The organism is Spirulina sp. 06S082, from assembly GCF_034932145.1.
GTDB lineage: Bacteria > Cyanobacteriota > Cyanobacteriia > Cyanobacteriales > Spirulinaceae > CCY15215.
Window position 1 is genome coordinate 36,715 of sequence record NZ_JAYGHV010000003.1, and the last position, 14,053, is coordinate 50,767.

The 14,053-nt window shown below is 41.0% G+C and carries 12 protein-coding genes, 1 tRNA gene and 1 pseudogene; 9 read left to right on the forward strand and 5 right to left on the reverse strand.

The features are described 5' to 3' along the window. Window positions 1-3: 3 nt before the first annotated feature. The 4 genes from VB714_RS00735 to VB714_RS00750 form a co-directional block, all read right to left on the reverse strand. Window positions 4-2,010 carry a hypothetical protein gene (locus VB714_RS00735; RefSeq protein WP_323220167.1) on the reverse strand — a complete coding sequence of 669 codons (2,007 nt, stop codon included), beginning with the start codon at window positions 2,008-2,010 and terminating at the stop codon, window positions 4-6. Further along, window positions 2,007-2,810, reverse strand: a complete 804-nt coding sequence (locus tag VB714_RS00740; RefSeq protein WP_323220169.1) for a class I SAM-dependent methyltransferase — start codon at window positions 2,808-2,810, stop codon at window positions 2,007-2,009. The genes VB714_RS00735 and VB714_RS00740 overlap by 4 nt, the downstream gene beginning before the upstream one ends. A 76-nt stretch (window positions 2,811-2,886) precedes the next feature. Continuing rightward, the gene (locus VB714_RS00745; protein WP_323220171.1) at window positions 2,887-4,164 is read right to left on the reverse strand and encodes an ABC transporter ATP-binding protein; all 1,278 of its coding nucleotides are present in this window, start codon (window positions 4,162-4,164) and stop codon (window positions 2,887-2,889) included. 78 nt (window positions 4,165-4,242) lie between these two features. Further along, window positions 4,243-4,560 (reverse strand): type IV pili methyl-accepting chemotaxis transducer N-terminal domain-containing protein, encoded by a 318-nt coding sequence (locus VB714_RS00750; protein ID WP_323220172.1) that lies wholly within the window; start codon window positions 4,558-4,560, stop codon window positions 4,243-4,245. 491 nt (window positions 4,561-5,051) lie between these two features. Here VB714_RS00750 and VB714_RS00755 point away from each other — a divergent pair, with 491 nt between their 5' ends. The 3 genes from VB714_RS00755 to VB714_RS00765 all read left to right on the forward strand — a co-directional run bounded on the left by VB714_RS00755 (window position 5,052) and on the right by VB714_RS00765 (window position 8,161). Continuing rightward, the gene (locus VB714_RS00755; protein WP_323220174.1) at window positions 5,052-5,909 is read left to right on the forward strand and encodes an Npun_R2479 family HD domain-containing metalloprotein; all 858 of its coding nucleotides are present in this window, start codon (window positions 5,052-5,054) and stop codon (window positions 5,907-5,909) included. A gap of 117 nt (window positions 5,910-6,026) precedes the next feature. Next, window positions 6,027-7,655 (forward strand): citramalate synthase, encoded by a 1,629-nt coding sequence (gene cimA / locus VB714_RS00760; RefSeq protein ID WP_323220176.1) that lies wholly within the window; start codon window positions 6,027-6,029, stop codon window positions 7,653-7,655. Window positions 7,656-7,699: 44 nt separating this feature from the next. After that, window positions 7,700-8,161 carry a hypothetical protein gene (locus VB714_RS00765; protein ID WP_323220178.1) on the forward strand — a complete coding sequence of 154 codons (462 nt, stop codon included), beginning with the start codon at window positions 7,700-7,702 and terminating at the stop codon, window positions 8,159-8,161. A 37-nt stretch (window positions 8,162-8,198) separates the two neighbouring features. On the opposite strand, the gene VB714_RS00770 is transcribed toward VB714_RS00765, so the two are convergent. Further along, window positions 8,199-8,271, reverse strand: a tRNA-Ile gene (locus VB714_RS00770). 95 nt (window positions 8,272-8,366) lie between these two features. Here VB714_RS00770 and VB714_RS00775 point away from each other — a divergent pair. From VB714_RS00775 to VB714_RS00800, 6 genes and pseudogenes are all read left to right on the forward strand, one after another. Then, window positions 8,367-9,086 (forward strand): hypothetical protein, encoded by a 720-nt coding sequence (locus tag VB714_RS00775; RefSeq protein ID WP_323220180.1) that lies wholly within the window; start codon window positions 8,367-8,369, stop codon window positions 9,084-9,086. Window positions 9,087-9,107: 21 nt separating this feature from the next. Next, complete coding sequence (locus VB714_RS00780) at window positions 9,108-10,550, forward strand: hemolysin family protein (RefSeq protein ID WP_323220182.1); 1,443 nt, start codon at window positions 9,108-9,110, stop codon at window positions 10,548-10,550. Between the two features lie 94 nt (window positions 10,551-10,644). After that, window positions 10,645-11,514, forward strand: coding sequence for a DUF4349 domain-containing protein (locus tag VB714_RS00785; protein WP_323220184.1), 870 nt, complete (start codon window positions 10,645-10,647; stop codon window positions 11,512-11,514). A 102-nt stretch (window positions 11,515-11,616) separates the two neighbouring features. Beyond that, complete coding sequence (gene ilvC, locus VB714_RS00790; RefSeq protein WP_323220192.1) at window positions 11,617-12,642, forward strand: ketol-acid reductoisomerase; 1,026 nt, start codon at window positions 11,617-11,619, stop codon at window positions 12,640-12,642. A gap of 45 nt (window positions 12,643-12,687) precedes the next feature. Next, window positions 12,688-13,797 carry an aminoglycoside phosphotransferase family protein gene (locus VB714_RS00795; protein ID WP_323220186.1) on the forward strand — a complete coding sequence of 370 codons (1,110 nt, stop codon included), beginning with the start codon at window positions 12,688-12,690 and terminating at the stop codon, window positions 13,795-13,797. A 9-nt stretch (window positions 13,798-13,806) separates the two neighbouring features. After that, window positions 13,807-14,053: pseudogene (locus tag VB714_RS00800) on the forward strand (hypothetical protein); the annotation flags it as partial.

Sequence of the window (14,053 nt, forward strand, 5' to 3'; positions counted from 1 at the left end):
AATTTATTTAATATTTTTCTGATTTAAAAATTTACCTAATTTAACAAAGAGTTGGACTAAAAAAAATCTAATTTTTAAAAATAGAGGACTGATGAGAATTCTAGCGATAAAAGAACCTCGAATTTGAACTGCGGGAAACCAGATAGAATGATAGCTATCTCGATTTAAAATTAGGCGTTTTAGACTTGCAATGATTGTATATTTTGGTGCAAGTTCGTGAAATTTAGTTTCATTTTGATCCTCAGAAACTTGAAAAGAACCAAAAATATCTGCCTCTAAACGATTGGGATGATCGATAAATTCCTTTAATAAAAGTTCAGCACTTTTCAAACCCAACTCATTAGAATAACTGTCTTTGTTTAGGTTTTGCGTGAATATTTGGCAAAATTTTATAATTGCTTCCTGTTGTGTTTTAAGTCCCCATTGAATAGCTTGTTGGTTAAGTTGAGAACGAAGAACAGGATAATATATCCCTCTATTATTTTCAAAACATACTGTTCCTCCATGATCCGCAGCTACAAAAAGTTCAAAAAGTTCTCGATAATAACATAAGCGATCGCGATCGTGGGGACAATCTACATCTGAAAAGTAGGCAAATAACTGTTCTTTTTCAAAACATTTAAAACGCCGAGACAGTGCAAAGTAAAAACCAGATATTCCTTCTTTGGGATAAATTCCACCACTGTTTAATAAACGACTTAAAGAATATTGTAAGCGTCCATTCCAACCAATATCAACGATACCAAAATAAACCGGATTGGCCAGACCTTCTTGATGAAAATAACCTAAAGCATTCTCTCGAAATTTTAATGCTCTTTTGAGAATAATATTAGTGACTTCTTGGGTTTGAAAAACACTTTTCAATAATTCTCTCTCATGGACTTTTAAATTATCCGTCCAACGGAAACGAGGAAATCCAGACTTATTTAAGGGAACTTCAATTTCATCTGGTTCTAAATGAACTCGTTTGCAGAGAGACTCAATAGATAAAAAAGAAGTTGGATCGAATAACCATTCTAACTCATACTTTCCAATTTCTTGAATAGCTGGAAAATGCCACGATTGACGAGAGCCATATAAGTATCGACAATCTATAGAATAGCCCCAATTTTGGCAAATAATCTGGGCAATTTTTAATAAAATTTGTCCATCTCGAGCGATAAAATAAAGTCTTTCAATACCGCGATCGCGTGCTGACTGCAAACACCAATAAACAAAACCAAATAAAACAGGTGCAATAACACTGGCTGCAATTTCCCAAATTACGCTTTGAGAGAATATTAAATTAAAATTACTTAATCGAGTTAAGCGACTACTTCCGGCTAATATTGAACGAAATTCAAGAGAAAGCTGAGGATGATTGGCTATTTTGTCTTCGTAACGATTGAGATTTGTTTTGGTAAATAAATGTGCCTGAATGCCTAGTTTTTTGGCAACTTGAACATCTGAATAAAAGTTATCACCGGTATGAATTAATTGTCTATTTTGTAAAGATTCTTGGTGCAGACAATCCGTAAAAAGTTTTCCCGATGCTTTGGTTGATTTATAGGTTGAAGAGACATATAAAGAATCTTTTTTTTGCCATATTTTATGTATTTCTAATAACTCTTTAAGGGTTGATTCTGGTAAATACATATCAGAAATATAAATAATTTTAGCTTGCTCTTGACGGTGTTGTTGAATGCAATTATATATTTCTGGTACTAGAAATAGACTCTTTTTCTCCAGTGCGATTTCTAATGCGATCGCTTTTTCAATATCCCATTTCGACCAATTTAATAAAAGAGACAAATCTCCATAAATTTCTTTTAAGGTAATCTCTTCTCTTGCAGAATTTTGGCGAACTTTTTGTTCGGTATTTTTTCGCAGTTCATACCAAGAATCTACAGAAATAGGTAATAAATTATTTTCTTTTAACGCTTGTCCCAATTTCCAGAATAAATGGCAAGGTTTTGCCCAAATCCTGACTAATACTGTATCAAATATATCAAACGAATATACTTTTTTCATGTTTCTAAATGAGAATCGATTGTTTCCGATTTTCTCGCACTCACTAATAGATTTAAAGATAAAGGAATTTTTAAACCTTGTTCCCAACTTAATTCTGCGATCGCGGTCAAGCGGCGACTGTAACGAACACAACGAAAAATAAAATAGTGAAGTAATGTCTTCCAATAGGACTTTTTCAAAATAGCACGACTGAACAGAAAATTAAAATTGGGAGCATCAAAGAACTCTGTTTCATAAATACAAATATCTTGAAAACCTGCATTAAACAAAAGAAAATCTAAGCTGTATTCTGTAAAACTTAAATAATGCGTCCAATCAATATAACGCCATCGACTTGCTAAAGAAGAATTAGCATTGGGGACTGTCCCAATTAATTGACCTCCTTCTTTTAATGCTTCTTGAATCTTTCTTGTAAAAGTGAGTTGTTTTTCTAAGGGAATATGCTCTAAAACATCTAATAACAAGATTAAGTGATATTTCTCTTTGCGATCTGCTAAAAAAGCGATCGTATCCTCAACTTGTGTCACCTTCAATTTTTTTTGCAAACAAAAATTGATTTGCTGTTCATCGACATCAATTCCTTCAATTGTCTTGTAACCAAGTTCTTGTAAAGTCATCATTGCGAATCCTTGACCGCAACCAATATCTAGAATAGAACTCTGGTAATCTGAAGGTAGAAATTTACCGAGAAGTTTTTGATAATAAAACTTCATCTGTTCAAAATGTTCTGGCGTATCGGAGTGCCACTGATTATAATGTCTACTGTAGTCAATTTGGCTGTAATCAATAGATTCTGACATATAAATAACAAACGTTACTAACAAACTTTATCAAAGTTAAGAGTATTATACAAAATCCCTCAACATTTAATTACCATTATTCAATCTTCATAATTTGAGGTTCGGGAAAACGAATCGATCCCCAACCTGAATACCAACCTGCTTGAGTTCCGTCAATTCCCTCGGGAGGCATCACTTCAAAATGTAAGACATCATTAATGATATCAAAGTCTATGTGGCCTTCTCGATGATTTCCTTTTCCTGTCGCAATATCAAAATAGTACATTCCAGGAGCAAGATGAATATCTTGCAAAATAATTCTAAAAAAGGCCGAAGAACCTTTGGGAATTGAAGGGAATTCTGGGGCAAACATACTACCGACAGGACTACCATCAATTCGGAAAATCGTCATACTAAAACGAAAACTTTCCAGTTGTTTATTTGCTCTTACAGCAATTTTTAGATGTAGGTCTGCATCAGCAGGAACAAGTTTGTTGGGATAGTTTTCTAACTCTAATGTTAAAAATTCAATTTCCCTGTCTAACTCCGAATGACGACGGGAGACATTTTCCATATTATACACCACTAAAGAGCGATTCATTGCTCCACTAAGATAATAATCGATCGCTCGATCTGTTGCTCCAGAAAATATTAGTTGTCCTTCTTGAAGAACAAAGGCTTGGTGAGTTAACTGCTGAATAGCGGCCATATTATGACTAACAAATAAAACAGTTCTTCCTTCTCTTTCAGAAACATCTTCCATTTTCCCCAAACATTTTTTTTGAAAGGCTGCATCTCCAACTGCTAGAACTTCATCAACGACTAAAATTTCCGGTTCTAAATGGGCAGCAACTGCAAAAGCAAGACGAACATACATTCCCGAAGAATAGCGTTTGACGGGAGTATCTAAAAAGCGTTCTATTTCAGCAAAAGCAACAATTTCATCGAATTTTTTACTAATTTCTGTCTTTCCCATTCCCAAAATTGAACCATTGAGATAAATATTTTCTCGTCCAGTTAGTTCGGGATGAAATCCTGTTCCTACTTCTAATAAACTGGCCACTCTTCCTCTCAGTCGAATGCGTCCCGTTGTGGGTTCGGTAATGCGGCTGAGAAGTTTGAGCAAAGTTGATTTTCCTGCGCCATTTCGTCCAATAATGCCAACGCGATCGCCTTGTTTAACTTGAAAAGAAATATCTTTTAATGCCCAAAATTCATCAAGATTTCTGTTTTTATCTTTACCTGTAAATAGCTGGCGTTTCCAGTTTTTGATTTGATTGGCGATCGCATAACGTAATAAGTGACTATCCTGTTGTTGATGGCCGATGATATATTTTTTTCCTAGGTTTTCGATTTTAATGGCAAACTGAGACATAAGCAATTATTGTATTTTAATGCTAACAAATTTCACGAGTTGTTTCAAAATCATCCATTTCTGGCATTTGTACATCCATCAAAATGATATCATAAGATTGGCGCTCCAAAGAGGCAAATTATTGTCTTGAATATTGTCTTGAAGAGTAGTAACAATTTTTTTTGCAGCAATGAGCATTGCTTGATAATGAGGCTCGATCGCCGCAAACATTTGCGTCACTTTTTCGCTATTTTGGCCGGGAAGCCCTAACTTCCGATCGCCTTGTTGCAAACCCCGATGCGAAATTTCCCAAAGTGCGATCGCTTCTTGAAGTTCTGTTAAGCGTTTTTGAGATTCAGGGCGATCGCGCGTATGCCGTAAAGTTAGTGCAGCTTTACTTAACTTCTGGCTCAACATTCGCTATAGTTAATCGACGAGAGCGAATTATCAAGATAATATTGTGATTATAGCCTTATCACTGTTGACAATTTTAAAATGCTAAGGTTTGACTAGATAGTAAATCAGGAAAACTAATGATATTTCTTTATTCAGCAAAAAAAATATGCTCTTGTTTTGCTGTCAATCTCGTTTTTCCTGTTCTACTTATTGGGGTCTAACCCTGCTTGGAAAACGCAAGCTAAATCCGTTACAATATCCCTAAGTCGAGTTTTTAATATCAAATCCAGAAAATTAACCGTAGTAAAAAACCTAGGGAGTGAGACGCTCCCACTACGATAATATTCAATCATTACAGTAGCGTGGGCATCTTGCCCGCTTGTTATAACCATTAACCGGATTTGATCTAACAACCATTTTTACTAACTCGCAAATCTGGCGATCGCCGAGATTACCCCATCTAATTCTCTCTCTCTTATTATCTCCCTTTATCGTTTATCACAGTCCGAGCTATGTTCCTTGCGACCAATTTACTGATCGATAATCTTGTTCAACAATTAACCTCTGGCTATCGTCGAACCTATGGTGGCTGGAAATCCGAATATGCGGAGATCATCGCTTGGGCTGCGGCGATGGCTCTCGAAAATATTGCCAATAGCGATGCGCTCTACCACAATGTCGAGCATACCATTTTTGTCACTCTTGTGGGACAAGAAATTTTGCGCGGCAAGCACATTAAAGATGGCGGTGCAACCCCGGAAGATTGGTTACACTTTCAGATTTCACTTTTATGTCATGATATTGGCTATGTTAAAGGAGTTTGTCGTCCCGACGATCTGGTTAGTAATCGCTATGCAACAGGAATTGGCGATCGCATGATTCAGCTTCCTGCGGGTGCGAGTGATGCCAGTTTGGCCCCCTATCACGTCGATCGCGGTAAATTATTCGTCCAAGAAAGATTTGGCGGTCATAAATTAATTGATGCGGAAATCTTAAAAGAAAATATTGAATTAACTCGTTTTCCCGTCCCTGCTGACGAAGATCATAAAGATACGGAAAACTACCCCGGTTTAGTCCGAGGAGCAGATTTAATCGGTCAATTAAGCGACCCTCGCTATCTGCAAAAAATCCCCGCACTTTTCTACGAATTTGAAGAAATTGGCACGAATAAATTTCTCGGTTATAAAAACCCAGGAGAATTGCGCGCCAACTATCCCAGCTTTTATTGGAAAGCCGTTTATCCCTACCTCCACACAGCATTAAAATACTTAAATTTAACCCAATCTGGAAAACAAATTATTGCCAATCTTTACGCAACCGTTTTCCGAGTCGAACACGAAGAAGACGCGAAGACCTCAGCAGCAGCCTAAATCAATTTAATTATCAACTATCAACTATCAACTATCAACTATCAACTATCAACTATCAACTATCAACTATCAACTATCAACTATCAACTATCAACTATTAAACATTGCTTTTAAACCATGAAAAATCGCATCTGGCTATACGATACAACCCTCAGAGATGGAGCGCAACGAGAAGGACTAGCACTGTCCATTGAAGACAAACTCAAAATTGCCCGCAAACTGGATAATATGGGCATTCCCTTCATCGAAGGCGGATGGCCGGGAGCCAATCCTAAAGATGTACAATTTTTCTGGCAACTGCAAGAAAAACCCCTCAAACAAGCAGAAATTGTTGCCTTTTGCTCCACTCGTCGCCCCAACAAACTCGCTTCAGAAGACAAAATGCTACAGGCGATCCTCGCTGCGGGGACGCGATGGGTGACAATTTTTGGTAAATCTTGGGATCTGCACGTCACCGAAGGACTCAAAACCAGTTTAGACGAAAATTTAGCCATGATTCGCGATACCATCGAGTATCTCCGCACTCGAGGCCGTCGCGTCATCTACGATGCAGAACACTGGTTCGACGGTTATCAAAAAAACCCCGAATACGCCCTCAAAACCCTCAAAACAGCTTGGGAAGCAGGAGCAGAATGGTTAGTATTCTGCGATACCAATGGCGGAATGCTACCCCATGAAATTACCAGAATAGTCGGAGAAGTTTTTGCCGCCTTTCCCGAATTAACCCAGGATAGTGAAGCGCCGAAACTTGGCATTCACACTCACAATGATTCCGGAACCGCCGTTGCTAACGCCCTTGCTGCTGTCCTGGAAGGAGCGTGTATGATACAAGGAACCATGAATGGCTATGGAGAACGATGCGGTAATGCCAATCTTTGTACCCTCATTCCTAACTTACAACTCAAACTCGGCTATCAATGCCTTGAAGAGGAACAACTCACGCAACTGACTAAAACCAGTCGTTTAATTAGCGAAATTGCCAACCTTGCCCCCGACGAACACGCACCTTTTGTCGGTCTTTCTGCCTTCGCTCACAAAGGTGGAATTCATGTTTCTGCGGTAGAGAAAAATCCCCTGACCTACGAACATATTAACCCCGAATCGATTGGGAACGAGCGGCGCATCGTTATCTCCGACCAAGCGGGAATGAGTAATATTGTTTCCAAAGCTCGCAATTTTGGCATTGAATTAGAGCCAAAAGATGCCACAGCGCGGGGACTTTTAAACCAACTGAAAGAATTAGAACGCGACGGCTATCAATTTGAAGCGGCTGAAGCCAGTTTTGAGTTGTTGATGCGATCGGCTTTGGGACAGCGCCAGCAAATGTTTGAACTAAAAGGTTTTCAAGTGACTTGCGATATTTTACAAGGCGTTCAAAGTATTAGCAGTAATGCCCTAGCAACTATTAAAGTGAATGTGAAAGGGGAAGACTTATTAGAAGTCGCCGAGGGAAATGGTCCAGTTTCAGCCCTTGATGCAGCGTTGCGGAAAGCATTAGGGAAGTTTTATCCGGAAATTGCTACTTTTCATCTTACAGATTATAAAGTGCGAATTCTCGATAGTAATTCGGGAACTTCAGCGAAAACTCGCGTGTTGATCGAGTCCAGTAATGGAGAGCAACGCTGGACGACGGTAGGCGTTTCTACAAATATCATCGATGCGTCTTATCAAGCCGTTGTAGAAGGCATTGAATACGGTTTGTTATTGACGAGACTATCTGCTAGAGCAAATCCTACGCTAAAATAAATCCAAACTTTTGTTGACCGTTTACCCTCGTCGATCGCCTAATCATGTCTATTCCTTTAAGTTCCTTGGGGATTGCCGCGCTCAGTGCCACTCTTTCCAGCGCGATCGCCCTAACCGTTTCGACAACGATCTCTGTTCCGTCCGTCCTGGCTCAGTCCGTCGGTTCCCATCCCATCCCCTTTAAAACCATCCCCGAGGCTTTTGACGAAGCCATTACCCACCGCTCTCAAGATGCGTTTTCCACAACATTTACCACGGGACGGCAGATAGATTGGCTCTTTGGGATTGCGGGGTTTCCCGAAATTGAAGTCACTCGCGACAGTCAACTCGCTCACGAACTTTATGTAGACGTTTGGCGACAGCAACTTTGGAGCGGTCCAATTATTCGCACCCCCGATATGCCGAGTCCTTTTAATTCCAATACCCTCAGCAATCCCACCTATCTGCGTCCATCACAACCGGTTCCCGGTAGCGAGTTTGGTTTTGAGCGTTTTCCCCTTCGTTAAATTTCTGGGTTGTCCAGAAGAATATCAACTGGTCTTATCCAGGGTGCAGGAGTTGAACCTGCCTGGGGCGAATTATGAGTTCGCTGCCTAAACCGCTCGGCCAACCCTGGTCAAATCAAACCCCATTATAATGTTTCTCTCCCTGAAGTGGGAAGACTCAATTATCATTGTTAGTTGATAATAAATAATTATTTTTTGAGAATTGATGAAAACCAATTCAACTGTAGCCCTGACGATCGCCTTGCTGTCCCTGATGTCCCTTGCTGGAACCGCCAGTGCTTTTTTAGGGTACTCCCTCGGTCGCGAAGCCTTAAAAGGCGTGACCCAACCCGATATTAGTCCCACAAAAAAACTGTCGAATAATAACCCCGAATCAACCGATAAAGAATTAAAAATTTTACTCACGGAAGCAGAACTGCTCAAGCAAGCCGAAGATATTATTAACGGGAAAGTCATCCCCGAACCCATTGCGGAGTCTGAAAACCCGGAAAACAAGGACGAAGAAGGGGCAATTTCTTCAGAGCAGGAAGAAGAAGAGACTTCTGCTGAAAAATCGGATAAATTGTCCGATTTAGGGGAAATTCTGCCCATTAAAGACAGCGATCGCGGGGTGACATTGGCGATCGTGGAAGGAAAACAAGAAGGAAGTTCTTTGGTTTTAAATGTCGATCTTAAAAATGAGAGTGAAGATTCCGTGCGATTTTTATATAGTTTCCTCGATGTCAGAGACGACCAAGGACGCGCTCTGAGCGCCATTACCGATGGTTTGCCAGGAGAATTACCCGCCAATGGGAAAAACTTCTCGGGAACGATTAAAATTCCCACCGCTTTGTTAGAAGATGCGAAAGAATTATCCTTAACCCTAACGGATTACCCCGATCGCAACTTAGAATTGAATTTAGCTAAAATTCCGATTAAGCGTTAAGGAGCAATCGGGAATTAATCATTGGAAATAACAGTGGAGGAAGCGGCGGGCATTCTGAGACACGATCTCTGGCTGAAGTTATTATCAGTCCTGTTGTTGATTGTCATTAATGCTTTTTTTGTGACAGCAGAGTTTTCCATGGTGGCGGTGCGGCGATCGCGCATCAACCAACTGGTGGAAGAGGGAGATGTTCCGGCGAGGACGGTACAGGCACTACAGCGACAGATTGAGCGGTTACTCTCCACCACGCAAATCGGTATTACCTTGTCGAGTTTGGCCTTGGGCTGGATCGGTGAAAGCAATGCGTCTATTCTGGTTCGAGGCTTTCTCCTGCATCTACCTTTACCGGAGGAAATAACCTTAACGATCGCCCATTCCTTCTCGGTTCCCCTCGCCTTTTTTGGGGTGGCCTACTTACAAATTGTCTTAGGGGAATTATGTCCAAAATCCCTAGCCCTGCTTTATTCCGAGCGTTTAGCACGCTTATTGGGTCCGCCGAGTTGGGCGATCGCCCGCATTTTCAATCCTTTTATTTTGACCCTCAACCATTCGACGCGATTATTATTGCGCTTGGTGGGGGTTCAGTATTTGGGTCAAGGTTGGTACACCCGCGTTACCCCAGAGGAATTGCAATTAATTATTACCACGGAACGAGAATCGACGGGTTTAGAAGCAGAAGAACGAGAATTATTAAAAAATGTTTTCGAGTTTGGCGAAGTTTTGGCGCGAGAGGTGATGATTCCCCGTACCAGTTTAATGTCCTTAAACCGTGAAGCAACCTTTGCTGAACTGGTCGATTTAGTAGCAGAGACAGGGCATTCTCGCTATCCCATCACTGGGGAATCTTTAGATGATATTGTCGGAATTATTGATTTTAAGACCCTTTCCGTCCCTCTCGCAGAAGATCGATTAGAGAAGGATACCCCCATCGCCCCTTGGGTTAAACCCGCCCGCTTCATCCCAGAAACAACCTTTCTGGGGGACCTTTTACCCTTGATGCAGCGATCGCATTTGGCGATGGCGATCGTGGTGGACGAGTTTGGCGGGACGGCGGGACTAATTACTTTAAAAGATTTAATCGCCGAAATTATCGGGGAAGAACCGGAAAATTTAGGTGAGGAAGAACCGGATTATCAAATCCTCAACGATCGCACATTTTTAGTGCAAGCACAGATGGATTTGGAGGAAGTGAATGAGGAATTGGGCTTTAATTTTCCCCTGAACCAGGAATATAATACTTTGAGTGGGTTTCTGCTCTACCATTTCCAAAAAATTCCCGTTCAAGGGGAAATGTTGACCTATGAAAATCTGGATTTAACAATTATTTCGGCGGAAGGTCCTCGCCTAAACCAAATTCAAATTTATTGTCACGAGGATATTAACCCACCTGTATTGGAGGAAAACTCCAAGGATAACGCCTATTGGGAAAATGGGGCGATCGGGTTTGAGGAAGAGGAGAAATAATGGGTTTCGATGGTTACAAATTTTGTAACTTGAACACTATCAACCGTCGTGTCGAACATAATCAAAGATAAATTGAAAATAAGGATTTACAGCCATGAAACCGCAAATTTTCGGCGCGATCGCCTGTGTGGGTCTCGCCTTTACGGGATGCGCTTCAGCCCCAGAAATGAGCAAAATGGAAGCCCCTGCTGGGATGGAACAAAATATAGCCCAAGATGCTACAGAGGAAGCCAAAGAAGTCGCCGCAGTCGCCGGGGAGGATGTTCCCAGAGTAGACCCTCAGTTGGTTAAAACCGCAGAAATCGATTTAGAAGTGGAATCCATTGACGCGATCGTGACAGCAATTACCGATACAGTTAAGCGCAACCAAGGGGATATTCTCGAGTTGCAAAATAATAAACCCAGCAATGTCCGCGATCGCCATCGGGCTTTTCTGCGCTTGCGGGTACCTCAACAGCGATTAGATCGGGTGCTTGCTGAGATTGGAGACTTGGGAATTCCTCAACGACAAACTTTAAGTGCGGAAGATGTGAGCAATCAACTGGTGGATCTCGATGCGCGGTTGCGAAATCTGCGAAAACAGGAAGAGTCCCTACTGAAAATTATGGATCGTTCTGGTTCTGTGGGGGATGTCCTCAAAGTCGCGCAAGAATTGGGGAATATAAGGGCGCAAATTGAGCAAATTGATGCACAACAGAAAAACTTGCGCGATCGCGTCTCTTTTTCAACTATTCTTGTGAACTTGGAAACCGCAACCACCACCATTCCGCGATCGCAGCCCTTGGGGGGTCAACTGGGGGAAACTTGGGACAATGCGGTGTATGGGGTGAGTTCTTTGACCACGGGTTTGCTGAAATTAACCCTCTGGTTACTCGCCTTTAGTCCCTATTGGCTGGCGATCGGGGTCGCTTTTTGGCTAATTCGTAAATATGGTAAAAAAATGACCGAAAAAAACGATCGCTAATTTTGGCGATCGCAACAAACTGAGACAAAAAGAACCGCTACTCATTGAAAATCGGGAATTGAGAATTGAGAATTGTTTGGTATAATTTGATGCTTGTCCGTCATTTCAGAATTAAACTCGGGAGATCGTTTTATGGCACGAATGTATTATGACGAAGATGCTAATTTAGACCTACTCGCAGATAAAACCGTTGCAATTATTGGTTATGGTTCTCAAGGTCACGCTCATGCGTTGAATTTAAAGGATAGCGGTATTAACGTTATTGTTGGCTTATATTCGGGCAGTAAATCTGTCCAAAAAGCAGAAGCAGCCGGATTAAAAGTTCACTCCGTCGCTGATGCGGCTAAAGCTGCTGATGTGATTATGATTCTTCTTCCTGACGAAGTACAAAAAGCAATCTATACTGATGAAATTGAACCCAATTTAAGCGATGGAAATGTCATCGCTTTTGCTCATGGATTTAATATTCATTTTGGGCAAGTTGTCCCTCCAGACAATGTTGATGTAGTGATGATTGCGCCGAAAGGTCCCGGTCATTTAGTGCGCCGAACTTACGAACAAGGAGAAGGAGTTCCTTGTTTATTTGCGGTTTTCCAAGATGCTTCTGGACAGGCACGCGATCGCGCGATGGCCTATGCAAAAGGCATTGGTGGCACTCGGGCGGGGGTTTTAGAAACAACTTTCCGAGAAGAAACTGAAACCGATTTGTTTGGAGAACAAACTGTATTATGCGGCGGTTTGAGTGCTTTAATTAAAGCAGGTTTTGAAACTCTTGTTGAGGCAGGATATCAACCGGAATTGGCTTATTTTGAATGCCTCCATGAAGTTAAATTAATTGTCGATCTCGTAGTAGAGGGCGGTTTGGCAACCATGCGAGATAGCATTTCCAATACTGCGGAATATGGCGATTATACGCGAGGTCCGCGCTTGGTGAATGCAGACACTAAAGCAGAAATGAAGAAGATTCTCTCGGAGATTCAATCGGGACAATTTGCCCGAGAATTTGTCCTTGAAAATCAATCAGGAAAGCCCGGTTTTACGGCAATGCGTCGTCAAGAAGCCGAACATCCTATTGAGGAAGTTGGGAAGGATTTACGGGCAATGTTTAGCTGGTTGAAAAAAGGATAATCTTCAATGTAAGGTGGGCAATATCCACCTTACAGAAGTATAAAAATGGAATTAGATTTTTTAGTTAATATCGCCTCTCAATTTAAACCCGATCGCCAGATTCTAGAAGTTCAAGAATTTGGCAATGGCAATATTAATAAAACGTTTCGAGTAAGTTTAGATGCTTCTGAGGAACGCTATTTTATTTTACAGCGCATCAATACACAAGTATTTTCGCAACCAGAATTGGTAATGCAAAATATGCGGGTTTTCTGCGATCGCGCCCCAGAAAATCTCCAAAAAATCAATTTAGAACCCGATCGCCGATGGGAAATTCCGTCTATATTATTAACTCAAAAAGGTCAGGAATATTGGCGCGATCGCGAAGGGGGATTTTGGCGGGCAATTCGTTTTATTGAAGGACAAACTTATGATATAATTACGAATAGCCAGCAAGCCAAAGAAGTAGGATATGGACTAGGATTATTTCATACGCTTTTAAGCAATATTCCTTGTGAAGAATTAGCGGATACTTTAGAAGGCTTTCATATTTTACCCCGTTATTTAGAGCAGTACGATCGCATTTTAGAAAAAACTTCCCCCTCTACAACTGCTGAAGTTAAATACACCCTGCAATTCGTCGAAAATCGCCGCCATTGGGCAACAATTTTAGAAGATGCCAAACAACTCGGAAAACTGCCTTTGCGTCCCATTCACGGCGATCCCAAGGTCAATAACGTGATGATGGATGCAAGTACCGGACAGGCGATCGCCATGGTAGATTTAGACACCATTAAACCCGGTTTAGTTCACTATGATATTGGGGATTGTTTGCGATCGGGGTGCAATCTTCTCGGAGAAGAAACAGAAAACTGGGACGAGGTTTCTTTTAATACCGATCTGTGTCAAGCTATTTTACAAGGCTATTTATCAATGGCGCAGAGTTTTTTAACTGAAAATGATTATGCTTATCTCTACGATAGTATTCGCGCGATCGCCTTTGAATTAGGATTAAGATTCTTTAGTGACTATCTCGCAGGAAATGTTTATTTTAAGGTTAAATATCCAGAACATAACTTGAATCGTGCTATGGTTCAATTTAAACTGGTAGAAAGTATTGAGCGACAAGAAAGCATTATTCGCGATCTGATCCAAGAATGTTTAAGCGATAATTGAATAAAATCAATGCAAAAATTTGTATTATCTCCCTTTCCCTCTGATATTTTGCATCATAATCTAACAATTTCTGGGGCAATTTCTCGCTGCGATCGCCTTCTTTCACTCCATTACCAACTTACAGGAAATTTGGAACAATTGGCTATTCCTCCCCTAGTCAATCAACCTAGCCGCAAACGCGAACTTGGGCAAGAAACCTGTTTTGAATTTTTCCTAAAACCCAATAACACATCACAATATTGGGAATTAAATCTCT

Bases quoted from the DNA above. Each gene is read 5' to 3' on its own strand.
- VB714_RS00735 (WP_323220167.1), bottom strand. From the start codon at position 2,010: ATGAAAAAAGTATATTCGTTTGATATATTTGATACAGTATTAGTCAGG.
- VB714_RS00740 (WP_323220169.1), bottom strand. From the start codon at position 2,810: ATGTCAGAATCTATTGATTACAGCCAAATTGACTACAGTAGACATTAT.
- VB714_RS00745 (WP_323220171.1), bottom strand. From the start codon at position 4,164: ATGTCTCAGTTTGCCATTAAAATCGAAAACCTAGGAAAAAAATATATC.
- VB714_RS00750 (WP_323220172.1), bottom strand. From the start codon at position 4,560: ATGTTGAGCCAGAAGTTAAGTAAAGCTGCACTAACTTTACGGCATACG.
- VB714_RS00755 (WP_323220174.1), top strand. From the start codon at position 5,052: ATGTTCCTTGCGACCAATTTACTGATCGATAATCTTGTTCAACAATTA.
- cimA (WP_323220176.1), top strand. From the start codon at position 6,027: ATGAAAAATCGCATCTGGCTATACGATACAACCCTCAGAGATGGAGCG.
- VB714_RS00765 (WP_323220178.1), top strand. From the start codon at position 7,700: ATGTCTATTCCTTTAAGTTCCTTGGGGATTGCCGCGCTCAGTGCCACT.
- VB714_RS00775 (WP_323220180.1), top strand. From the start codon at position 8,367: ATGAAAACCAATTCAACTGTAGCCCTGACGATCGCCTTGCTGTCCCTG.
- VB714_RS00785 (WP_323220184.1), top strand. From the start codon at position 10,645: ATGAAACCGCAAATTTTCGGCGCGATCGCCTGTGTGGGTCTCGCCTTT.
- VB714_RS00795 (WP_323220186.1), top strand. From the start codon at position 12,688: ATGGAATTAGATTTTTTAGTTAATATCGCCTCTCAATTTAAACCCGAT.